Here is a 21,404-nt window from a genome sequence, read left to right as displayed (position 1 = left end):
CGTCGCCCTAGCCCGGCCGGCCCTGCAACTCGGCGAGGACCTCGCGACGCAGCAGCTTGCCCGTCGGGGTCCGGGGCAGCTCGGACCGGAAGACGATGCGGTCCGGGGTCTTCGAGCCCCGCAGCGTCGAGCGGACGTGGGTGCGCAGCGCCTCGGCGTCCGGCTCGACGTCCCGGGCCGGGACCACGACGGCTTCGAGGCGCTGCCCCCACTCCGGGTCGGGGACCCCGACGACCGCCGCGTCCGCGACCGCGGGGTGGCGGAGCAGGACGTCCTCGATCTCGGCCGGGGCGATGTTCTCCCCGCCCCGGATGATCGTGTCGTCCACCCGGCCGGTGACGAACAGGTAGCCCTCGGCGTCGAGGCGGCCGGAGTCGCGGGTGTCGAAGAAGCCGCGCTCGTCGACCGCGGAGCCGCTGCCGGCGTACTCGCCGGAGACCTGCTCACCGCGGATCCAGATGCGGCCCGGGGTGCCGGGTGCGACGACGGCGCCGGCGTCGTCGCGGATCTCGATCTCGACGCCCGGCACGGGGCGGCCGGCCGAGTGCAGGCGGGCGCGGACCTCGGGGTCGTCCGACGCGATCGCCGCCCGGTGCTCGGCGGGGCCGAGGACCGCGACGGTCGAGCTGGTCTCGGTGAGTCCGTAGGCGTTGACGAAATCGACGTCCGGCCAGGCCCGCAGCGCCGCCTCGATGACCTGGGGCGGCATCGCGGCGCCGCCGTAGGCGAGGGAGCGCAGCGACGGGACTGACCGGTCGTCGGAACCGGCCATGATCCGGGCCAGCATCGTGGGGACGACCATCGCGTGGGTGATGCGCTCCGCGCGGACGGTGGCCAGCCACTCCCCCGGGTCGAACGCCGGCAGCGTCACCACCCGGCGGCCGGCGTAGAGGTTGGACAGGACGTTCGAGACCCCCGCGATGTGGTACGGCGGGACGCTCATCAGGGTCGCCTCGTCCTCGTCGGCCCCGGCGAACTCCACGGTGCCGAAGACGTACGAGACCAGGTTCTCGTGGCGGAGCAGGACGCCCTTCGGGGCCGAGGTGGTCCCGCTGGTGTAGATGACGACGGCCGGGCCCTCCGCCGTCACGACGTCGGCGGGCTCCTGCGCCGCGGCCGCGAGGAACTGGTCCGGGGTCAGTCCGGTGCCGGCGTCGGCGACGACGAGCGCGTCGGGGTGCCGGGCGAGGATGCCGTCGAGTTGCTCGGCGCCGAGGCGGTAGTTGACCGGGACCAGCGGGACCCCGGCGTACGCGGCCGCGAACAGCGCGACCGGGAACGCGGGGCCGTTCACCGCGAGGTAGACGATCGCGTCGGCCTTCTGCTCGGTGACGAGACGGGCGCCACCCTGTGCGAGCGACTGAAGCTGACGCGGCGTCAGGCCGCCGTCCCGACGGCCGACGACGACACGGTCACCGAAACCGTCGACGGCCATGTCGAGCAGCATCGTCAGGTGCATGACGGCTCAGTCCGAGGCGGGCAGCGGCTTGGCGGTCTTGATCTCCAGCGCGGTGCCGTTGGCCGCGAGCGTGCCCGTTCCGGCCTTGGTGCAGAGGAGCTCAAGGTCGAGACCGTCGACGACGTAACGCTTGCCGAGCTGCGTGCCGGCGGACTGGGCGGGGTCGAGCTCGGCGGTGGCGCCGGCGTCCGGGCCCTTGGGGTCGACCATCGGGGCCCCGCCGCAGGTGAGGTCGACGTCGGCGTCAGGCCAGCGCACGACGACGACCGTCGTCGCGTCGACGGTGCTGGTGAGCGTCTGACCGATGGCGGCTCTCACGTGGCGGCTCCGGCGATCTTGAGGGCGATGAGGTCCTCGTCGGAGAGGCCGAGCTCGCGCAGGACCTCGTCGGTGTGCTCGGCGAACTGCGGCGCGCGCTTCACCTGCGGCGGGCTCTCGTCGAACTGCACGGGGTTGGCGACGAGCTCGCGCTCCACGCCGTCCGCGTCGACGACGGGCACGATGCCGCCGTTGGCGCGGAGCGCCGGGTCCTGCCCGACCTCCCAGGCGTTCTGCACGACGCCCCACTGGCCGGAGATCTTGCCGAGGACGTCGAGCCACTCGGCCAGCGGTCGCGCGGCGATGACGTCGGCGACGATCTCGCCCGCGGCGGGGGCGTTGGCCATCAGCGCCTCGGTCGTCGCGAAGCGCTCGTCGGTCGTGAGGTCCTCGCGGCCGACGGCGGCGCAGAACTCCCCCCAGTAGCGACCGGGCTGAAGCATCATCAGTTCGATCCAGCGGTCGTCCGCGGTGCGGTACGCGCCGGTCAGCGGGTTCGACACCGAGCCGTGGCGCGGGCGGTTCTTCTCGGGCAGCGGGCCGCCGGCCAGCAGAGCGAGGTTGACGCTGAACTGCGTCGCCCAGGCGCCGACACCGAGCAGCGAGACGTCGACGACCGACGTCTCCCCCGTCGTCGCCCGTTTGAACAACGCGGCCGCGACGCCGCCGGCGATCGTGAGGCCGCCGGTCGAGTCGCCGTACGCGCCGGCGGGCATGCGCGTGAGGTCGTCGGCGCCGGGCGGCGTCGCGCCGGCCGCGCTGCCGCCCCGGGCCCAGAACGCGGTGCTGTCGTAGCCGCCCTTGTCGGCCTCGGGCCCGCGCTGGCCGAACCCGCTGCCGCGGACGTAGACGATGTCGGGATTGATCGCGCGCACGTCCTCGACGTCGATGCCCAGCTTCGCCCGTGCGCCCGGCAGGTAGTTGGTGAGAAAGACGTCGCTGCGGCGGAGAAGCTCCTCGAGGACCGGTCGCGCCGCCGGGTTGCCCAGATCGAGCCCGACGCTGCGCTTGCCGCGGTTCGGGCCCTCCATGACCGGGACGAACGACGAGCCCTGGCTGTAGGCGTCGTAGCCCCGGAGCTTGATCAGCCCGCGCTGCGCGTCCCCGCGCTCGGCGTGCTCGATCTTCACGACCTCCGCACCCCAGTCGGCGAGCACCGCTCCGGCCGCCGGCACGAACGTGTACTGGGCGACCTCGAGCACCCGCACGCCCGTCATCGGACCGGCCACGCGACCTCCCTGGGATGGCGAATCGCTAAATACTGTATCGAATTATCTGGGGCGTCGCCAGGGCGGTCCCGGCGCAGCTTCACCAGCCGGACCCCGCTTCACCGGCCCGGCCGGGCGGGTGAAGGAGGGTTCTGGCTGGTGAAGGGGGCGGGGTGGCCGGTGAAGGCACCGGCGGTCGGTGCCGCCAATATCGCTGCAGGTTTTGACGGCGGGCCCGGCGCCGCCTACCGTCGTGAGCCATGACGGTGACGGCGGTGGCGTTCGACTTCGGCGGGGTACTCACGTACTCGGCATTCGCGGGCTTCAACACCTACGAGGCGGAGCTGGGGCTGCCGGCGGACGCGCTCGTCACGTTCTTCCGCGACGACCCGAAGATGGGGCTCCTCGAGACCGGGCAGCTGACCTCGCGCGAGTTCATGAAGTACGTCTGCATCGAGGCCGAGCGGCGGCACGGGCAGCGGATCGACATGAAGCGCCTCGGCGCCGCGGCGGGCGAGGGCCAGGTGCTGAACCCGGCGATGCTGGCGTTCGTCGAGGAGGTCCGCGAGCACGCGACCACCGCCCTGCTCACCAACAACGTCGCCGAGGCCGCCTGGCGCGCGACGTTCCCGTTCGAGCTGTTCGAGGTCGTCGTCGACTCCAGCGAGGCCGGGGTCCGCAAACCCGATCCGCAGATCTACCGGGTCCTGCTCGACAAGCTCGACCGCCCCGCCGCCGAGGTCGCGTTCGTCGACGACCTCGCGGTGAACGTCGACGGCGCCGCCACCGTCGGGATCCATCCGATCCTGTTCACCGGCCTCGACACCTGCCGCGCCGAACTCGTCCGCCTCGGCGCCCTCCCCGCTCCCCAACCCGCCTGACCCCGGCCCGACCCTGCACTGGAGATGACATCTTCAGTGCAGATCGCGGGATCCAGTGGAGATGTCATCTCCAACGGATTCGCGGAATTCAGTGGAGATGTCATCTCCAACGAACAGGGCCCGATCAGCTGGAGATGTCATCTCCAGTGCGGGCGTCGACGAGGCCCCAGGCGAGGGCGGTGTCGAGGTCGAGGGTGGCGCCGGAGAGGACGAGGTACGCCGTCCGGGCGACGCCGATCCGCCGGGGCAGGCTGACGGTCCCGCCGGCGCCGGGGATCAGGCCCATGCCGAGCTCCGGGAGCCGGAACGTCGTGCCGGGGGCGGCGACGACGCGCCCCGCGAACGCCGGGAGCTCGATGCCCGCCCCGATGCACGGGCCGTGCAGTCGCACCTCCACCCGCTCGGCGAGCTGATGCAGCGGCCACGCGGCCCCGGCCTGGGTGCGGATCAGGTGCGCGGTGACGGGGTCGGGCGTGGTGCCGAACTCATCGCGGTCTCCCCCGGCGCAGAAGCAGGGCCCGGCGCCGTCGAGCACCACGCGGACGTCGGGGTCGGCGAGCGCCACCGCGAGGGCGTCGACGAGCGCGTCGCGCACCTGGGCGCCGTAGGCGTTGCGGCGCTCGGGCCGGTTGAGCGTGACGTGCAGGACGTCGCCGTCGCGCGTCAGCCGCACCGGGTCCGCGACGAGCGGCGGGACCGGGCGGGGCCCGCGGCGGAACAGCCAGGCCGCGAACTCGGGCCCGCCGAGGAGCGTCGAGTAGGTGAGGGACTCCAGCTCGAGCGCCGTGCGGGCGTCGAGGTCGAGCGTCCGGCGCAGCACCGAGACCAGGAGGGCCGCCGCGTGGGGGTTCGCCTCGAGCGCCGCCTCGATCCGGGCGGCCTCCGCGCTCGGGTCCGCGACGGCGACCTCGTCGGATCCCGCGTCGGTCCCGGTCGGCACGAGCCGCAGCTCGAAGCCGTCCAGCTCCACGACCGCGACGTCTCCCACGACAGGCGAGCGTATAGTCGGCCGGTGCTCCCGGGGGCCGCGACCGACCGTGTCGCCGACTGGCTGACCAGCGGCGTCGCGTTCCTGACGGGACGTCAGGAGGGTCCGCCCCTGGTCCCGCCGGGGACCGCCGCCAGCCTCGCCCGCGAGCTCGGCGCCCAGCTGGCCGCGGTCGGCGTCGAGGTCGACGGCGCCGCTCTGCTCGCCGAGCGCGCCGCGTTCACCGGCGGCCGCCGGCGGGGCGCGATCTCGGTCGGCGGCAGCTGCCGGTTGCTGCCCACCGCCGACGGCTGGGCCGCCGTCTCCTGCGCCCGACCCGACGACCCGCTGCTGCTCGGGGCGCTCGTCGGCGGCGAGCTCCCCGTCGACCCGTGGCCGGCGGTCACGGACTGGCTCGCCACCCACTCCGGCGCCGACCTCGCCGAACGGGCCGCGTTGCTGGGGGTCGCGGCCGCTCCCGTTCCCCCACTGCTCCCGCGCGGCGCGCCCGTCGAGGACGACGGAAGGGCGCGCCCCGCCGCAGAAGTGGCGGGTCGGCTCGTCGTCGACTTCAGCGCGCTGTGGGCGGGGCCGCTGTGCGCGCACCTGCTCGGGCTGGCGGGCGCGCGGGTGGTGAAGGTCGAGACCCCGACCCGGCCCGACGGCGCCCGGTACGGGAATGCGGACTTCTACCGGCTCCTGCACGCCGGGCACCGCTCGGTCGTCGCGGATCCCCACGACCGGGACGGCCGCCGGTTCCTGACCGCGCTCGTCGAGGCCGCGGACGTCGTCATCGAGGCCTCGCGCCCGCGGGCCCTCGCGTCCTGGGGCCTGACCCCGGAGGGCACCGGCGCCACCTGGGTCTCCCTCACCGCTGCCGGGCGCGCGAGCAACCGCGTCGGGTTCGGGGACGACGTCGCCGCCGGCGCGGGGCTCGTCGCGTGGGACGCCGGGCGGCCGGTGTTCGTCGGGGACGCGATCGCCGACCCCCTCGCCGGCCTGACCGCCGCGGTGCGCGCGGTGACCGCGGCTCCCGGCGAACTCGTCGAGATCGACATGACGGCGGTGGTCGCGGCCACGCTCAGCAGCGGGGAGTCCGCGGTCGCCGCCGAGGGCGCACTGCCACCCCGCGCCCGGCCGGTGCGCGGCGAGGCGCCGGCCGCCGGCGCGGGCCCCGACGCCGTCCGCCGGGAGCTCGGGTGCTGATCCGGAACGCCCTCCTCGACGGCCGTCTCGTCGACCTCCGGCTCGACGGCGACCGGATCGCCGAGATCGGCCCGGACCTGCGCGGTGAGGAACTCCTCGACGCCGCCGGCGCGCAGATCCTGCCGGGGCTCGTCGACCACCACCTCCACCTGCACGCCCTCGCGGCCGCCGCCGCGTCGGTCGACCTCACCGGCCTGACGCGACCTCAGATGGCAGCGGCGCTGGCCGCCGCCCCGACCGACGAGCACGGCTGGGTCCGCGCCGTCGGTCTGGCGGACGACCTTGACGCCGCCGCGCTCGATGCCCTCCACCCCCACCGTCCGGTCCGCGCGCAGCACCGGAGCGGCGCGCAGTGGACGGTGAACTCGACCGGGGCGCGGCTGCTGAACCTCACCGCCGCCGGCCACCCCGGCGTCGAACGCGACGCCGCCGGCGCGCCGACCGGCCGCCTCCGCCGCGCCGACGACTGGTTACGGACCCGCCTGCCCGTCCGCGGCGTCCCCGACCTGACCGACGTCGGGCGCCGGCTCGCCGCCCACGGCATCACCGCGGTCACCGACGCGACACCGGATCTCGTCGAGTTTGACGCGAACGCGCTCCCTCAGCGGGTCACGCTGCTCGGCGTCGGGCTGGAGTGCGCCGCCCCGCTCGGCACCACCGTCGGGCCGTACAAGATCGTGCTCGCCGACCCCGATCTGCCGGACCTGGAGGACCTGACCGCCCGCATCACCGCGGCCCACGGGACGGGCCGCGCGGTCGCCGTCCACTGCGTCACACGTGAGGCGTTCGCGCTCCTGCTCGCCGCTCTCGACGCCGCCGGCTCCCGCCCCGGCGACCGGATCGAGCACGCGGCCCTCGTCCCGGCCGCAGCGATCTCAGCGCTGCGGGACCGCGGGCTGCGCGTCGTCACGCAGCCCGGGTTCCTCGGCGCCCGCGGCGACGACTACCGCCGCGACGTCCCGGCGGCCGACCACGCCGACCTCTACCGGTGCGCGTCCCTCCACCGCGCCGGCGTCCCCCTCGCGCTGTCGAGCGACGCCCCCCACGGCCCGCTCGACCCGTGGGCGGTGATCGCGGGCGCGACCACCCGGCTCACCCCCGACGGCGAACCCCTCAACCCCGCCGAGTGCCTCACCGAGAGCGAGGCCCTCGCCGCCTACCTCGCCTCACCCGACGACCCCGGCGGAGCGCCCCGGACGGTGGCGGTCGACGCCCCTGCGGACCTCGTCCTCCGCCAGGACGGCGCGACGAGAGCGACCCTCGTCGCGGGCCACCTCGTCCACCCGTAGCGTCAGACGAAACGGCGGGCGGTGCGGATGCGGGCGGTGACGAGGGCGGCGAAACCGCCGACGACGAGCACCAGGTAGAAGCGGTCGTAGTCCGGGCTGGGCGGGGCGGAACGGCCCGCGAGCTGGACACCGTCGGCGCTGGTGGCGCCGGGCACGAGGTCGGTCGTCACGGGCACCGAGGGGAGCTGACCGACGCCCGCGGCGTCGACGCCCGCACCCGGGATGCCGACAGGGTCGATGACGCCCGGCACGCCGCCGCCGGAGGCCGTGCCGCCCGGCGCACCGGCCGCGCCGGGAGCCGCGAGCTCGGACGCCTCCGACACCGCCGTCGCAGAGACCTGACCGAGGATCAGGCGCACGGTCGTGAGACCGGCGTTCGGCAGGACCTGCTGGTACGTCAGGCGCAGACTGGCCGAGGTGATGCTCGTGGCGGTCCGCTGCTCCGGCAGCACCTCGAGGAAGGCGCCGGCGTTCTTGAGCAGGTCCGCGATGACCGCGTCGTCGACCGGGGTCTTGGTCCCCGGGACGACGAGGCCGTTCGAGGTCAGGCCGAACGTCTGCCCGGCGATCGTGACGTTGCCGGCGTCGAAGGTCGAGGTCAGGGTCGGCTTGGCCGCGCCCGGCTCCCAGACCGCCTTGGCCGTGGTGTGGACCTGCCCGAGCTTGATGACGTCGGTGTAGGACAGCGGGGAGAGCAGCGCGTCGGCGACGGCGGTCGCGCCGCCCGTCGCGGCGTTCCGCGCGACCGAGGTCTTCGTGATCGCGGCCGCGACCTCGGGCGGGGTCGACTGGATGCCGATCTGCGCCTGGGCCTCGCTGGAGTGCTCGGTGCTGCGGGCGGTCAGCTGCTGGGGCCCGAACTGCAGGACCTGCTCGTTGCGCACCGGGTAGTCGCTGGAGACGTACGCCGGGTACTCCGGCACCGGCGCGGCACCGCCGGAGACACCCGCGATCGTCGGCGGCAGGCTGACGACGAGGTCACCCGGGTACGGCGCGGACGCGAAGCTGCGGGACCCACCGAAGGAGTCGATCTGCGACTGGGCGCTCGACGGCGTCACCAGCGCGATCTCGCCGCCGCCGATGGAGACGACCGGCGCGTCCTGGGCGATCGTCTGGATGCCGACCGAGTCCGCCCGCGCGGACAGGGTGAACGCGCCGGGTTCGGCGGCGCGGGCCGAGGTCATCAGCGCCGCTCCCCCGGCGAGCGCGAGCAGACCACCCACGGCGACGCCACTGACGGTCCGTCGGATCATGAGCTCTCTCCCAGGTAGGACGACAGGATGGCGTCGGTGCCCAGCTGCCACGGCTCCCCCGCGAACTCGATCTGCCCGCGGCGCAGCACGTAGACGTAGTCTGCGAGCTCGAGGGCCCGTTTCACGTATTGCTCGACCAAAAGAAGAGATGTGCCCGACGCAGCCAACACCTTCAAGTGCTCAAAGATCTCGTCGACGATGCGCGGGGCCAGCCCCATCGACACCTCGTCGAGCAGCACCGCGCTGTGGCGGCCCGTGTACGCGTGTGCGAGCGCGAGCATCTGCTGCTCACCGCCGGACAGGCTCCCCGCCCGTTGCGTGAGCCGCTCCCCGAGCCGCGGGAAGGCCGGCAGCACGCGCTCGGCGACCGCCGTCCGGCTCGGCGCCTGCAGCCGCAGGTTCTCGTCCACCGTCAGGCCCGGGAAGACGCCCCGCCCCTCCGGCACGTGGCACACCCCGGCCGCGGCGAGCGCGTGCGACGGCTGGCCCGTGACGTCCCGCCCGTCGAGCTCGATGGTCCCCGACCACGGCCGCAGCAGCCCGGACGCGACGCGCAGCAGGGTCGTCTTGCCGGCGCCGTTCGGGCCGAGCAGCGCGACCACCGCGTTGTCCGGGATCGTCAGGTCGACACCGCGCAGCACGGTGGTGTCCTCGTAGCCGGCCGTGATGCCGGTCAGCCGCATCATGAGACGGCCTCCTCGACGGCCTCGGACCCGAGGTAGGCGGCGCGGACGATCTCGCTGCCGAGCACCTCGCGCGCAGGGCCGCTCGCGATCAGCTTGCCGAAGTCCAGGACGTACAGGCTGGTGCACAGCTCCCGGACCAGCGCGATGTCGTGCTCGACGACCAGTAGACCCGTTCCGTAGGTCTCGACCATCGACTGCAGGATCTCGATGAACCGCCCGGTCTCCATCGGGTCGAGGCCCGAGGACGGCTCGTCGAGCAGCAGCAGGTCGAACCGCGACGCCAGCGCACGGGCCAGTTCGACCAGGCGCCGCTGGCCCGTCGACAGCTCGCCGGTCCGCACGTCGGCGACCGGCCGCAACCCGCACACCGACAGCGCGTCCTCGGTCCGCTCGCGCACCTCGCGCCGCTCCGCGGCGGGGGCGAACAGGTGGGTCCACGTGCTGCGCCCGGCCTGCCGCATCTCCGGACCGAGCGCGACGTTCTCACGCACCGTCATGGAGTCGAACAGCTCCATGCGCTGGAACGTCCGGCCCAGCCCGAGCTCCGCGCGCGCCGCGGTCGAGAGGCCGTCGATCCGCCGACCACCGAGTTCCACCGATCCGGTGGTGATCGGCACGACGCCGGTCGTCGCGTTGAAGGTCGTCGTCTTGCCGGCGCCGTTGGGGCCGATCAGCCCGGTCACCTCGCCGGCGCGCGCCACCAACGACACGTCGTCGACCGCGGTCAGACCGCCGAAGCGAACGGTGATCCCGGTCAGTCGCAGGTCCCGGTTCATCGCGCACCCACCAGCTCGGGCGTCTCGGCCGCCTCGGCCAGGTCCGCCGCACGCGCCCGCGCCGGGCCGACCGCGGGACGGGCGGCCATGCGCCGTGTCGTCGTCGCGGCGGCCCAGCCGCGCTCGAGGGCGCCGGTCGCGAGCAGCACCGCGGAGACACCGAACACGATCGGCAGGTACTCCAGGGCCTCGGCGTTGGTGACGTAACCGGGAACGACGATCATCGCGGCGGCACCGACGAACGGCGCGACCAGCGGACGCCGGCCGGCGAGGATCAGCACCGCGAGCAGCATCAGCGAGACGCCGAAGTTGAACGACAGCCCGCTCGCACTGCCAGTGACCGGCACCAGCACCGCACCGCTGACGCCGGCGAGGAATGCCGAGAAGCAGAACGCGAACAGCCGCAGGACGTTGGCTCGCGTCCCGTGCGCCACCACCGCGGCCGGGGAGTCGGCGAGTGCCCGGAGCAACCGGCCGAGCCGCGACCGGTGGACCAGAACCAGCGACCCCACCGCGAGCAGCGCGACCGTGAGCACGACGTAGTAGTAGGCCGTGTCACCCTCGGCCCAGCCGGGCCGCGGCGCGGACTGGGACTGCTGGGCGCCGAACATCAGGTCCGACGGGAAGAAGATGCGCTCGACGAGGATCCCGAAGCCGAACGTCGCGATCGCGAGGTAGACCCCGGAGAGCTTCACCGCCGGCAGCGAGATGAAGGCCCCGACGGGCAACGCGATCAGGCCGGCGATCAGCACCGCGAGCAGGAACGGGGCGCCCGCGTCCTGGGCGTGCACCGAGGCCGCGGCACCGATGGCGGCGAAGGCCATCTGACACAGCGACACCTGACCCGAGGTCCGCACCAGCAGGTGCAGCGAGGCGAACAGTACGACGTACGCGAGGCCGGTGCTGTACAACGGCATGCGGGAGCCCGACACCAGCGCGGGCACCAGCACGAGCAGCACCAGCGCCGCCGTCGCTCCCCCCGTCACGACCTGACGCGGCATCGGCCGCGGAGGCCGCTCGCGCTTGACGACCTTGGCGCCGCGCTCCGGGAACGCCGAGCGGCGGGCGACGACCAGGACCACGAACAGGACCAGGAACGGCACGTTGCTCGGCAGCGGCTGCAGCAGCTGCGGGTCGACGTTGTCGACCAGGAAGTCCTTCGAGACGACGTACTTCGTGACCTCCTGCCCCACGCCGATGGCGAGACCGCCGGCGTAGACCAGGGGCAGCGAGTCGAAGCGGCCGATCGCGGCGGCACCGAAGGCCTGGACGACCAGCAGGGTCAGCAGCGTCGCGTCGAGGTTCAGCGTCGGGGCGAGCAGCGCGCCGGAGAAGGCCGCGAAGCAGGAGCCGATCATCCACGCGCTGCGGCGCACCCGGATCGGGCTGACCGCCTGCAGACCGAGCAGCGCCGGGTCGTCGACGACGCCCTGCATCGAGACCCCGAGCCGCGTCCGCCGGAAGAACAGCGCGAGCCCCACGGCGCAGCCGAGCGCGACGACGAAGACGATCATCTGCTCGTAGCGGATGTTGACGCTGCCGACCTCGACCGTCTCCGACGGGAGGAAGTAGTCCATCGGGATGCTGGCGCTGCCGTAGTGGATCGTCAGCGCGGCCTGGACGGCGAGCAGCACACCCACGGTCGCGACGACCCGCAACGCGGCGGGCTTGTCCGCGAGCCCGACCGCGACGCGTTCGAGCACGAACCCGCCCACGATCCCGACCGCGGCCACCGCGGTGAGGAGCGCGAGCGGCCACGGCCAGCCGCGCTGCACCCACAGGTCCCAGGTCACGTACGCCCCGGCGGCGGCCAGCGCCCCGTGGCCGAAGTTGAAGACGCCGGAGGTTTTGTACGTGAGCACCAGACCCATCGCCGCGATCGCGAACACCGACCCGGTACTCAGCCCGGTGACGATGAACGGCAGCAGGTTGTCGATCACGGTGTACACACCCCGCAGGCCTGACGGTCCGCCAGCTCCACGCGCGGCACCGTCGGCCAGTTCGTCCCGGCCGCCAGGGCGCAGTCGGGCCGGTGGTAGCGACCCTGCTCCGGGTGGGCGACGACGAACTCGGCCGGGCCCTCGTCGATGACCACGATCGGCGCCGCGGTCCGCCCGGGACCGACGTCACCGAGCACGGCGAACATGGCGTTGCGCCGCGCGGTGCAGACCGCGCGCGCCCGCAGCAGCCAGCTGGTCACGCCGTAGGCGGCGACCATCGCGCCGATCACCGCCAGGCCCATCGCGTCGGTCTGCTCGCTCCACGCCGCCTCGCGGGAGACGATCCACCAGGCCACGGCCACGACGACCAGGCCGGCCCCGACCAGCAGCAGGAGCCGCCGGGACTCCGCCGGCGACCAGGGAGAGAGTCGCCGGAGGACCGCGGTCACGCCCGGCGCCCCGCCGCGCTCTGCGGTCGGGGCGAGTCGATCCGGGTGACGACCTGGTCCGCGTCGGCGGTTGCCGATGGTTCGTCAGATGTCGCCAGCGCCTTGGTCAGCAGCGTCTCGACGCGGTCGAGCTTGTGCCACTCGTCGCGCAGGTCGGCGGAGATCAGCATCGCTGCCCCGAAGACCACGAGCAGCGCACCGACGATGCCGGCGGACACGATGTAGGGCATCTGCTCGGCGGGGTACGGCGTCTTCGACACCTTGTACCAACCGAATGCCAGCACGATGGCGCCGACGGCCACCAGGCCCCACCCGGACACACGGTCCCAGTGCAGACGGACCTTCGTGAGCGTGTTCATCCGCGCGCTCCTTCTTCCGCGACGGGGCGGGACCCTGCGTGGAGTGTCAGCACGTGTACTTCAGCCCCGACGGTGTCGAGAACACGCCCTTGTTGAGCGCGATCGTGTACCAGCACAGCATCTGGGGCGCCGGCTGTCCCTTGCGGAAGGTCAGCGGCGGCGCGAGACCACCGAGGGTCTCCTTCTTCAGCGCGTACAGGCCATTGAGGATGTCGGCGGAGGTCACGGCGCCCGCCGGCAGCGCGCGCGACGCCGCCTGGAGCAGCAGACCGCTCCCCCACACCGCGGCCGTCGAGCCGGAGGTGTTGATCCGCGGGCCGAAGCGGGCGAGGGCGGCGCCGTAGTCGGCCGCCTCCTTGTCCCGGAGCATCCACGGGAACAGACCCGTGGTGCCGACGAGTCCGTCGAGGTGCGGGCTCTGCCGCAGCGAGTCGACCAGCGCGAGCGCGAACGAGACGTACTGGACGTCGACGTTCTGCTGCTTGCAGTCACGGGCGATGCGAGCGAGTGAGTTGCCGTCGACGGTCGCGACCAGCGCGTCGATCCCACGGAAGCGCAGCTGCAGGCACTCGGCGGTGAAGTCCGGCTGCGCGAGCGAGACCTGTGCGGAGTACGCGAGTTCGCCACCGGCCTTGGTCACGGCGTCGCCCTGGAACAGGTCGCGGGCCCGGTAGCAGGCCGCCGCCTCGCCGCAGTAGAGCAGCGCGACCTTCTTGCCGCCGTGCTTGACCGCGAGCGCCGCACTGCCGCGCAGCGGCCCGTCGATCAGCGCGCCCTGCGGGAAGAACATCGGGCTCTGGTACCACCCGACGTCGGTGAGGTCGCCGCCCACGATCGGGATCTGCTTCTGCTCCAGGTACGACTTGGCACCGTTGAGCGAGAGCGGGGTGATGTTGCCGACGAACGCGACGACGCCCTGGTTCTCCACCAGGTCGCGCGTCAGCGACAGGTTGCGGGACGGGTCGCCACCGTCGTCGGCGGTGATGACACGGACGGGGTGGCCGTTGAGCCCACCCTTGAGATTGACCCAGCTCGCCCACACCGACGTCATCTCGCGACCGCCGTTGAAGATCGCACCGAGGACGCCGGAGTAGGTGCCGATGTGGCCGAGCTTGATCTCCGACTTCGTCGCCACCTGCGGAGCGCCGACCCCGGGCTTGCTGTTGGTTGGCGTCGTCGGGTTGGTCTTGCCCCCACCGGGGGCGGCCGTCGCCGGCGTCCCGGGCAGGGGCGTCGCGCCGGGCACGAGCGGATCGGACCCCGGCGCCACCGGGACGCTGCCCGGTGCGGTGACCGCACCGCCGCCGGCCGCTCCCGGGTCGGTGACGACATCCGTCCCCGGATTCGTCCCGGCGTCGGTGACGACCTCTCCCGCGGCCCGGGCGATCTCCGCGCGCTCGACCTGCGTCCCGCAGCCCGAGAGCACGAGCGCCAGACCGACCGCGGCGCCGACCGCCCGTCCCAGAGCACGGTTCCCGGTCCCACGGCCCGCGCGCAGCGAGCGCGTCGACCCCAGCTTGCGCATGCGCGTCCCTCCGCCGGCTGGCTGATCGATATAGATTTATCATGTATCGATTAGCCGGTAAAGGGTTGCGGAACGTGGCCGATCGCCACCCACCGTGTCCGCCCCCAGGCGTCCCCTCCTGCGGGACGACGTCCCGCAGGGGCGGGGTGTCAGCCCTCTTCCGGGCCGACACGGGCCCCCTGCGGGACGTCATCCCGCAGAGGAATGCGGGTGGGGTTGACCGAATGCGCCTAAAGGTGCATCGAATTCGGCGGCGAGCTCAGGCGACGGGCGCCGGTCAGCGGGCCTTCCAGACCGGGGCGCGCTTCTCGGCGAAGGCGGTGGGGCCCTCGATCGCGTCCTCGCTGCGCATGATCTCCGGGATGATCGCGTTGTTGAGCGTCCAGAGGGCTTCCTCGTCGGCGCGGTCGCCGTCGGCGACGCCGTAGGCGATGCGCTTGGACGCCTGGACCGCGAGGGGGGCGTTCGCGGCGATCGCCTCCGCGAGCTCGAGGGCCGCGGACAGCGCCTCCCCCGGCGGGACGATCGTGTTGATCAAGCCCCAGCGCAGGGCCTCCTCGGCCGGCATCGGGCGACCGGTCAGCAGCAGCTCCAGCCCGACGCGGGTCGGCAGCTGGCGGGTGATGCGGAACGCGCCGCCCGCCGCGGCGACCAGGCCGCGCTTGACCTCGGGCAGCCCGAAGTTCGCAGTCTCGACGGCGACGACGAGGTCGCACGCCAGCGCGAGCTCGGTGCCCCCGCCGAGCGCGTTGCCGTTGACCGCGGCGATCGTCGGCTTGCGCGTGAAGTGGTTGACGAACCCGGCGAAGCTCCAGTGCTCCTTGCCGGGCGGCAGGATCGCCTCGCCGCGCGCGATCGCCTTCAGGTCCGCACCCGCGCAGAACGCCTGCTCCCCCGCCCCGGTGAGGACCAGCGCCCGGATCTCCGGGTCCGCCTCGGCCCGCTCGACCGCGTCGCCGACGCCGACGCACACGTCGAGGTCGACGGCGTTGCGCGCCTCCGGCCGGTTGATGGTCACCACGAGAACATGACCGCGCTGCTCGACGAGAACCTTGTCGCTCATTGCCCACCCATTGCTAGAACCGATGCTCGGTCGAGCGTAGCCACCCCCACCTGGGCACCACGAGAGCGCAGTTGCGTACGCGGAAATCGCCAATCGGGCGTACGGATCTGCGCTTTCGTGGGAACGGCGGGGACGGGGGAGACTGCTACACCGTGATCTCGTGCGCCTGCTCGAACAGGGCGCGACCCATGGCGCCCAGGCGCTCACCGACCTCCGCCGTGGTCTGGCCCGCGAGCATGCGCGCCCACGAGCCCTCGAGGATGATCCCCAGCCGGTAGCAGGCCAGCACGACGAACCACTCGATGTCGGCGACCTCGCGGCCGGCTGACTCGGCGTACCGCGCGATCAGCGCGGCCGGCTCCGGCAGCCCGGGGATCTCGACCTTCGCGACCGTCCCCGGCCGCCCCGGCCAGGTCGCGATCATGTGCCCGAGGTCGAGACGGACGTCGCCGATCGTGGCGAGCTCCCAGTCGACGAAGGCGGTGACGCGCGGCTCGTCCCGGCTGACGAGGACGTTGGCGATGTGCGCATCCCCGTGCACCAGGCCGAGGTGGCACTCCGTCGGCTGACGCTCCGTCAGCCAGGCGCTGACCTCGTCGACGTGGGGCAGCGACGGGCCTGGGTAGTTCGGCACGTCGGCGTAGGAGTCGAGCTGCTTGCGCCACCGCCCCACCTGCCGGGCGATCCAGTTCTCGGACCGGCCGAAGTCGGCCAGCCCCCGCGCCACGTGGTCGACGCGGCTGAGCGCGGCGATCCCGTCGACCATCGAGAAGCCCAGCCCGTCCCGCCACTCCGGGTCGGTGCGGTACCGCTCGGGCAGGTCCTCGGACGGGTTCACGCCCTCGACCGGCTCCATCAGGTAGAACGCGGCGCCGAGGACGTCCTCGGTGGGGCAGGCCGCGATCAGCCCCGGGTGCGGGACGTCGGTGCCGGCCAGCGCGCCGAGCACACGCATCTCGCGCCGCATCGTCTCGTCGCTGTTGGCCCGCTTGTGCACCGGCGGGCGGCGGAGCACGTAGTCCCGGCCGTCGCGGGTGAAGCGCAGCAGGATGTTCTGCGTCCCGCCGACGAGCAGCTCGGTGTCGTGAATCGGCCCCGACCCCAGGCCGGCGGAGTCCATCCACGCGGCGAGGGCCGCGAGGTCCACACCCTCGACGTCGATCGACTCTGACGCCACGTCAGCCCGCCGCCCAGGCGTAGCCGCCGTCAATCTTGAGCACCGACCCGGTCGTGTAGCTCGACGCATCGCTCGCGAGGTACAGCGCCGCCCCCACGATCTCCTCCGGCCGCCCACCGCGGCGGGCGGGGACGTCCTCGGCGAAGCGCTTCGCGGTCTCGGCCGGATCCCAGGCCTTCGAGATGTCGGTCAGAAACATGCCGGGCATGATCGTGTTGACCCGCACCGCGGGCGCGAACACCCGGGCCAACGCGGTCGTCATGTTGTTCAGGCCGGCCTTCGCCAGCGCGTAGGGCACCTCGGCCTCGCTCGGCTGCACCGCCGCGACGCTGCTGACGTTGATGATCGACCCGCGCCCGGCCGCGACCATCCGTGCCCCGATCCGGCTCGCGAGGCGGAACGGCCCCTTGAGGTTGACGGCGAGCACCTTGTCGAACAGGTCCTCGCTGATCGCGTCGACCGAGTCGTAGAGCGGTGACATCCCCGCGTTGTTCACGAGCACGTCGCAGTGCCCGAACTCCTCGTACACGGCCTCGACGAGCCGGTCGCACTCGTCCCAGCGCCCCACATGGGTGGGGACCCCGAGCACGCGCCGGCCGGTCTCCTCCCACAGCCGCGCCGCGACGGCGGCACACGCCTCGGCCTTGCGGCTCGCGACGACGACGTCCGCCCCCGCCGCGGCGTAGGCCCGCGCGATCTCGTACCCGAGCCCGCGCGTCCCGCCGGTGACCAACGCGACCCGACCGGCCAGCTCCCCCGTCACCGCTGCCACGGCGCGACCGCGCCGTCCTTGGTCAGCGTCCGGGCAACGACCATGCGGTGCACCTCGTCCGGTCCGTCGTAGATGCGGGCGTACCGCGCGTGCCGGTACATCGACTCGAGCGGGAAGTCCTCGGTGACGCCGGCCGCGCCGTACACCTGGATCGCGCGGTCGATGACGTTGTGCAGGTACTCCGCGCCGCGGAACTTGATCAGGCTGATCAGCACCCGGGCATCCTCACTGCCGGCGTCGACGGCGCGGGCCGCGTCGAGGGTCATCAAGCGGTGCGCCTGGATGTCGGCGGCGGACTCGGCGATGTAACGGCGGATCTCGCCCTTCTCCGCCAGCAACGACCCGTGCGCGTAACGCGTGCGGGCCCGGTCGCACATCAACTCGAACGCCCGCTGCATCTGCCCGAGCCAGCGCATGCAGTGGAAGATGCGGCCGGGGCCGAGCCGCGTCTGCGCGATCGCGAACGCCTGCCCCCGTTCCCCGAACAGGTTCGACGCCGGCACCCGGACGTTCTCCAGCCGGATCTCACCGTGGCGGCCGGTGACGCTGCCCATCGTGCGGATGTCGCGCACGTGCGTGAAGCCGGGAGTGTCGACCGGGACGATGATCGCCGAGAACTGACGGTGCGGCGGGGCTTCGGGGTCGGTCTTCGCCCACACCAGCACCGCGGGCGAGGCGCTGGCCCACGACGTGAACCACTTGTGGCCGTTGATCACCCACTGCGCGTCCTCACCCTCGCCCTCAAGGACCGCGGAGGTCTGCATCTGGGTCGGGTCCGAGCCGGCGACCTCGGGTTCGGTGAGGCCGATGCCGATCCACTCGTACTCGCCGGAGACCAGCGGGTCGAGCCAGCGCCGCTGTTGGGCCTCGGTGCCGTAACGCCGCCACATGATCGTGTCGTGCTGGGTCATCGACCCGACGGCCCACATGCCGATCTCGGAGCGGCCGATGATCTCGTTGAGGTGGACGAACTCGAGGAACGAGAGCCCCTGTCCCCCGAGATCCTCCGGATGCCCGAGCGCCCACAGCCCGCGGCGCTTGGCCTCGGCCCGCAGGCCGTCCATCGCCGCCCTGCCCTCGGGTCCACCGGCGTCGACGGTCCTCTCGAGCGGACAGACCTCACCGTCGATGAACTCGAGCATGCGACCACGGAGGTCGAGAACGCGTTCGGTGAGTCCGGGCGTGGTCGGCACTGACATCGTCGTCATGCCCCCGATTCTTCGGCATAGGGTTGCGGTCCGACGTGGGAGGGGACCGCAGTGCTGGTCGACACCGAGTTCTCCGGACGCCTCGACCGAGCGGCGGAGGAGGCCGCCACCGCCGAGGCAGCGGGCTTCGACACGATCTGGTCCACCGACAGCGCGAACGATCCGTTCCTGCCGCTCGCGGTCGCGACGCAGCACACCGAACGCATCCGTCTGGGCACCGGCATCGCGGTCGCGTTCGCGCGCAGTCCGATGACCGTCGCACAGACGGCGTGGGGCCTGCAGAACCTCTCCGGCGGACGGATGGTGCTCGGGCTCGGGTCGCAGATCCAGCCGCACGTCGAACGCCGGTTCTCGATGCCGTGGTCGCGGCCCGCCGGCCGGATGCGTGAGTACGTCTCCGCGCTGCGTGCGATCTGGTCCTGCTGGCAGGACGGCGAGAAGTTGGACTTCCGTGGAGAGTTCTACTCGTTCTCGCTGATGCCGCCGCACTTCAACCCGGGGCCGGTGGCGGGCGGTCCCCCGCCGATCGTGCTCGCGGCCGTCGGTGAGGCGATGACCCGCGTCGCCGCCGAGTTCGCCGACGGCATCCTGCTGCACCGCTTCACGACCGCGCGCTACCTGACCGAGGCGACGCTGCCCGCGCTCGCCGCCGGCCGCCGCAGCCGCAAGGTCCCCGGCCCGTTCTCGGTGATCCTGCCCGTGTTCGTGGTGCTCGGCGACCGGCCCGCCGAACTCGACGCGGGCATCGCCGCGACCCGCAAGCAGCTCGCGTTCTACTCCTCGACCCCGGCGTACCGGCCGGTGCTGGAGGCCCACGGGTGGGGCGACCTGCAGCCGGAGCTCCAGTCGCTGACCCGGCAGAACCGGTGGGCGGAGATGGACGCGCTCGTCACCGACGAGATCCTCGCTGCGTTCGCCACGATCGGGACGCCCGAGGAGGCGGCGCGCACCCTGCACGAGCGGTACACCGGCGCCGCGGACGTCCTCGCGCCCACCGCCGTCTACGACCTGCCGTTCGCGTTGCGGCGCCGCCTCGCCACCGCGTTGCGCGGGCACGGCAACGCCCGGTGACCCGTCCCACCGGAGTCACCGGGCGTTGACCAGGGGGTGTTGCTCCTCGGCGCCGGCTGGGGTCAGCTGCCGAAGTTCTGCACCCAGTAACCCCCGGAGACGACGTACCCGACACCGAGGTAGCGGTACCGGCAGTCGAGGATGTTGGCGCGGTGCGCGGGCGAGCGCATCCACGCGTCGACGACACCGCTGGCGGTGCTGAAGCCGGCGCCGACGTTCTCCCCGATCCGGTCGCCGTCGAACCCGGTGGCACGGATGCGCTGGTCGAACGTCCGCCCGTCCCTGGAGACGTGACCCATGTAGTTGTAGCGAGCCATGTCCTCGGCGTGACCCTGGGCCGCCCGCTCGAGCAGGGAGTTGTAGCTGAGCGCCTTGCAGCCCGCCGCGGACCGGGCCTGGTTGGCGAGGTCGAGGACGACGGACCGGCGGCTGTCGTCGGTCGTCGTCGCGCCCTGCGAGGAGTCGGCCAGGAACGCCTTCTGGCTCGAGCTCTCCCCGCGCATCACGCTGCGCCGGACCTCCTCGGCGTGGGCCGCCGCCCGCGCCGCGGCCTGCTTGGCGGCCTTCGCCTTCGCGTTGGCCTGCTTGGCCGCCGCCTTCGCCTTGGCGGCCGACCGCTTGGCACCCGGGCTGCCGAGCTTCTTGGCCCGAGCCGCGGACGCCGCCGCCTTCTTCTTCGCCTGGGTGGCGGCACTGACCGCCTTGCGCGCCTGCGCCTGTGCGGCCGCGGCCTTCGCCTCGGCCTGCTGGACCTGCGGACTCGCCGCGGCCTTCGCCTCCATCGCACGAACCTCGTCGGCGTTGTTGATCGCCGAGATCCGCCCCTCCTCCGGCGGGTCGTCCACCGCGGCCGCGACTCCCGGCCCGGCGAGCGCCACCCCCGCCGCGACGGTCACCGCACTCGCGAATCCCCGGATCCGCCATCTCCCACGACGCGACTGTTCCAAGCCGGCCCCCTCCATCGCCCCGCGACGAACTTCCGACCCGAGAAATCCTTCGCAAGATCAGCAGGGCCCGTAATGGCCGCGGGGGGCACGGCGCCGTGACGGGACGGGTAAGCAATTCCTGACGGGTCGGCAAGGTCGCACACGCCGTATGTCCGGGTTTCGTCATCCACGCGACGGGCGCCCGGTCGCCGTGCTTCCATCATTGGACACAGCGTGCATTGACGTGGACACCGTGTCCAAACACAATGGACGCAGGAACAGACAGGGCGCTCGGCCCCGGCCGGACGCACGCGGAGAGGACGCCTCCATGGGACACGCCAACCGGCACCGCAAGCCCTCCTCGACGGCTCGTCGGGTCCGCGCGACCGGCGTCGTCGCCGGCGTGGCCGTGCTGCCGCTGTGCTTCGCGACCCCCGCGTCCGCCGCTCCCGCCGCAGCGCCGACCGCCGACGGCGACCGCATGGCCGTCGTCGGCCCGCTGCTGGACTTCTTCTACTTCGGCTCGTCGATCGGCGCCCCGGTCTTCTGCGGAGCGGTGTCGGCCAGCCTGGGCTCCGGGTTCCAGGAGTTCGGCGCCGTCGAGCAGGGCAACCTGCTCGTCGACGGCATCGACCAGGGTTGCGCCGCCTTCTCCGAGCAGGGCACCGCGTTCGTGGAGCAGGGCAAGGCCGCGCAGGCCCCCTACGCCCAGCAGGTCAACCCGGCCCTGAACCCGGTGATCGAGCAGTTCGCGACCGCCGTCGGCGACTTCGGTGCGACGTTCGAGCCGGCTCTCGCCCCGTTCGGCCCGACGGTCGCCGGGTCGGGCAACACCATCCGCTTCCTGCTGGGCACCACGCCCGAGGGCTGA

General features: G+C 73.0%; 21 protein-coding genes. 5 read left to right on the top strand and 16 right to left on the bottom strand.

Annotated elements, in window-relative coordinates:
- Positions 1-7: 7 nt before the first annotated feature.
- The 3 genes from ABD401_RS10030 to ABD401_RS10020 are packed head-to-tail and all read right to left on the bottom strand — an operon-like array spanning position 8 to position 2,994.
- On the bottom strand, positions 8-1,459 hold the full coding sequence (locus ABD401_RS10030) for a class I adenylate-forming enzyme family protein (RefSeq protein ID WP_344604200.1): 1,452 nt from the start codon (positions 1,457-1,459) through the stop codon (positions 8-10).
- Positions 1,460-1,465: 6 nt separating this feature from the next.
- Positions 1,466-1,777 carry a hypothetical protein gene (locus ABD401_RS10025; RefSeq protein ID WP_344604198.1) on the bottom strand — a complete coding sequence of 104 codons (312 nt, stop codon included), beginning with the start codon at positions 1,775-1,777 and terminating at the stop codon, positions 1,466-1,468.
- On the bottom strand, positions 1,774-2,994 hold the full coding sequence (locus ABD401_RS10020; protein WP_344604258.1) for a CaiB/BaiF CoA transferase family protein: 1,221 nt from the start codon (positions 2,992-2,994) through the stop codon (positions 1,774-1,776). Before ABD401_RS10020 ends, ABD401_RS10025 begins: the two co-directional genes overlap by 4 nt.
- 251 nt (positions 2,995-3,245) lie before the next feature.
- Here ABD401_RS10020 and ABD401_RS10015 point away from each other — a divergent pair, with 251 nt between their 5' ends.
- Positions 3,246-3,866 (top strand): HAD family hydrolase, encoded by a 621-nt coding sequence (locus ABD401_RS10015; RefSeq protein WP_344604196.1) that lies wholly within the window; start codon positions 3,246-3,248, stop codon positions 3,864-3,866.
- A 124-nt stretch (positions 3,867-3,990) separates the two neighbouring features.
- On the opposite strand, the gene ABD401_RS10010 is transcribed toward ABD401_RS10015, so the two are convergent.
- A complete protein-coding gene (locus ABD401_RS10010; RefSeq protein ID WP_344604194.1) occupies positions 3,991-4,854 on the bottom strand; it encodes an enoyl-CoA hydratase/isomerase family protein in 864 nt (287 codons plus the stop codon).
- 24 nt (positions 4,855-4,878) lie between these two features.
- Here ABD401_RS10010 and ABD401_RS10005 point away from each other — a divergent pair, with 24 nt between their 5' ends.
- Positions 4,879-6,039, top strand: coding sequence for a CoA transferase (locus ABD401_RS10005; RefSeq protein ID WP_344604192.1), 1,161 nt, complete (start codon positions 4,879-4,881; stop codon positions 6,037-6,039).
- Entirely contained in the window at positions 6,033-7,328 is a 1,296-nt protein-coding gene (locus ABD401_RS10000) for an amidohydrolase family protein (protein WP_344604190.1), read from the top strand. The genes ABD401_RS10005 and ABD401_RS10000 overlap by 7 nt, the downstream gene beginning before the upstream one ends.
- 2 nt (positions 7,329-7,330) lie before the next feature.
- Here ABD401_RS10000 and ABD401_RS09995 read toward each other — a convergent pair whose 3' ends face one another.
- From ABD401_RS09995 to ABD401_RS09945, 11 genes are all read right to left on the bottom strand, one after another.
- The gene (locus ABD401_RS09995) at positions 7,331-8,581 is read right to left on the bottom strand and encodes a hypothetical protein (protein ID WP_344604188.1); all 1,251 of its coding nucleotides are present in this window, start codon (positions 8,579-8,581) and stop codon (positions 7,331-7,333) included.
- Positions 8,578-9,267: an ABC transporter ATP-binding protein gene (locus ABD401_RS09990; RefSeq protein WP_344604186.1), complete on the bottom strand. Its 690-nt coding sequence runs from the start codon at positions 9,265-9,267 to the stop codon at positions 8,578-8,580. The genes ABD401_RS09995 and ABD401_RS09990 overlap by 4 nt, the downstream gene beginning before the upstream one ends.
- Positions 9,264-10,043: an ABC transporter ATP-binding protein gene (locus ABD401_RS09985; protein ID WP_344604184.1), complete on the bottom strand. Its 780-nt coding sequence runs from the start codon at positions 10,041-10,043 to the stop codon at positions 9,264-9,266. Before ABD401_RS09985 ends, ABD401_RS09990 begins: the two co-directional genes overlap by 4 nt.
- Complete coding sequence (locus ABD401_RS09980; protein ID WP_344604182.1) at positions 10,040-11,983, bottom strand: branched-chain amino acid ABC transporter permease; 1,944 nt, start codon at positions 11,981-11,983, stop codon at positions 10,040-10,042. Before ABD401_RS09980 ends, ABD401_RS09985 begins: the two co-directional genes overlap by 4 nt.
- Positions 11,980-12,432, bottom strand: a complete 453-nt coding sequence (locus ABD401_RS09975; RefSeq protein WP_344604180.1) for a hypothetical protein — start codon at positions 12,430-12,432, stop codon at positions 11,980-11,982. The genes ABD401_RS09980 and ABD401_RS09975 overlap by 4 nt, the downstream gene beginning before the upstream one ends.
- Positions 12,429-12,791 (bottom strand): hypothetical protein, encoded by a 363-nt coding sequence (locus ABD401_RS09970; RefSeq protein ID WP_344604178.1) that lies wholly within the window; start codon positions 12,789-12,791, stop codon positions 12,429-12,431. The genes ABD401_RS09975 and ABD401_RS09970 overlap by 4 nt, the downstream gene beginning before the upstream one ends.
- Before the next feature lie 46 nt (positions 12,792-12,837).
- The gene (locus tag ABD401_RS09965) at positions 12,838-14,316 is read right to left on the bottom strand and encodes an ABC transporter substrate-binding protein (RefSeq protein WP_344604176.1); all 1,479 of its coding nucleotides are present in this window, start codon (positions 14,314-14,316) and stop codon (positions 12,838-12,840) included.
- Between the two features lie 277 nt (positions 14,317-14,593).
- On the bottom strand, positions 14,594-15,379 hold the full coding sequence (locus ABD401_RS09960) for a crotonase/enoyl-CoA hydratase family protein (protein WP_344604174.1): 786 nt from the start codon (positions 15,377-15,379) through the stop codon (positions 14,594-14,596).
- 145 nt (positions 15,380-15,524) lie between these two features.
- Positions 15,525-16,499 (bottom strand): phosphotransferase family protein, encoded by a 975-nt coding sequence (locus tag ABD401_RS09955; protein WP_425566096.1) that lies wholly within the window; start codon positions 16,497-16,499, stop codon positions 15,525-15,527.
- A 58-nt stretch (positions 16,500-16,557) separates the two neighbouring features.
- A complete protein-coding gene (locus tag ABD401_RS09950; protein WP_344604171.1) occupies positions 16,558-17,328 on the bottom strand; it encodes an SDR family NAD(P)-dependent oxidoreductase in 771 nt (256 codons plus the stop codon).
- Complete coding sequence (locus ABD401_RS09945) at positions 17,316-18,536, bottom strand: acyl-CoA dehydrogenase family protein (protein ID WP_344604169.1); 1,221 nt, start codon at positions 18,534-18,536, stop codon at positions 17,316-17,318. The genes ABD401_RS09950 and ABD401_RS09945 overlap by 13 nt, the downstream gene beginning before the upstream one ends.
- Positions 18,537-18,587: 51 nt before the next feature.
- Here ABD401_RS09945 and ABD401_RS09940 point away from each other — a divergent pair, with 51 nt between their 5' ends.
- Positions 18,588-19,607 carry a TIGR03617 family F420-dependent LLM class oxidoreductase gene (locus ABD401_RS09940; RefSeq protein ID WP_344604167.1) on the top strand — a complete coding sequence of 340 codons (1,020 nt, stop codon included), beginning with the start codon at positions 18,588-18,590 and terminating at the stop codon, positions 19,605-19,607.
- 62 nt (positions 19,608-19,669) lie between these two features.
- On the opposite strand, the gene ABD401_RS09935 is transcribed toward ABD401_RS09940, so the two are convergent.
- Positions 19,670-20,503, bottom strand: coding sequence for a CAP domain-containing protein (locus ABD401_RS09935; protein ID WP_344604165.1), 834 nt, complete (start codon positions 20,501-20,503; stop codon positions 19,670-19,672).
- Positions 20,504-20,861: 358 nt separating this feature from the next.
- Here ABD401_RS09935 and ABD401_RS09930 point away from each other — a divergent pair, with 358 nt between their 5' ends.
- Positions 20,862-21,404 (top strand): hypothetical protein, encoded by a 543-nt coding sequence (locus ABD401_RS09930; RefSeq protein WP_344604163.1) that lies wholly within the window; start codon positions 20,862-20,864, stop codon positions 21,402-21,404.

Origin of the sequence: Sporichthya brevicatena, assembly GCF_039525035.1 — a bacterium.
Classification (GTDB): Bacteria; Actinomycetota; Actinomycetes; order Sporichthyales; family Sporichthyaceae; genus Sporichthya; species Sporichthya brevicatena.
Note: the sequence above shows the minus strand (reverse complement) of the source record. Positions and strands in the feature narration are given on the sequence as shown.

Bases quoted from the DNA above. Each gene is read 5' to 3' on its own strand.
- ABD401_RS10030 (WP_344604200.1), bottom strand. From the start codon at position 1,459: ATGCACCTGACGATGCTGCTCGACATGGCCGTCGACGGTTTCGGTGAC.
- ABD401_RS10020 (WP_344604258.1), bottom strand. From the start codon at position 2,994: ATGACGGGCGTGCGGGTGCTCGAGGTCGCCCAGTACACGTTCGTGCCG.
- ABD401_RS10015 (WP_344604196.1), top strand. From the start codon at position 3,246: ATGACGGTGACGGCGGTGGCGTTCGACTTCGGCGGGGTACTCACGTAC.
- ABD401_RS09995 (WP_344604188.1), bottom strand. From the start codon at position 8,581: ATGATCCGACGGACCGTCAGTGGCGTCGCCGTGGGTGGTCTGCTCGCG.
- ABD401_RS09990 (WP_344604186.1), bottom strand. From the start codon at position 9,267: ATGATGCGGCTGACCGGCATCACGGCCGGCTACGAGGACACCACCGTG.
- ABD401_RS09985 (WP_344604184.1), bottom strand. From the start codon at position 10,043: ATGAACCGGGACCTGCGACTGACCGGGATCACCGTTCGCTTCGGCGGT.
- ABD401_RS09970 (WP_344604178.1), bottom strand. From the start codon at position 12,791: ATGAACACGCTCACGAAGGTCCGTCTGCACTGGGACCGTGTGTCCGGG.
- ABD401_RS09965 (WP_344604176.1), bottom strand. From the start codon at position 14,316: ATGCGCAAGCTGGGGTCGACGCGCTCGCTGCGCGCGGGCCGTGGGACC.
- ABD401_RS09960 (WP_344604174.1), bottom strand. From the start codon at position 15,379: ATGAGCGACAAGGTTCTCGTCGAGCAGCGCGGTCATGTTCTCGTGGTG.
- ABD401_RS09955 (WP_425566096.1), bottom strand. From the start codon at position 16,499: ATGGACTCCGCCGGCCTGGGGTCGGGGCCGATTCACGACACCGAGCTG.
- ABD401_RS09945 (WP_344604169.1), bottom strand. From the start codon at position 18,536: ATGACGACGATGTCAGTGCCGACCACGCCCGGACTCACCGAACGCGTT.
- ABD401_RS09930 (WP_344604163.1), top strand. From the start codon at position 20,862: ATGGGACACGCCAACCGGCACCGCAAGCCCTCCTCGACGGCTCGTCGG.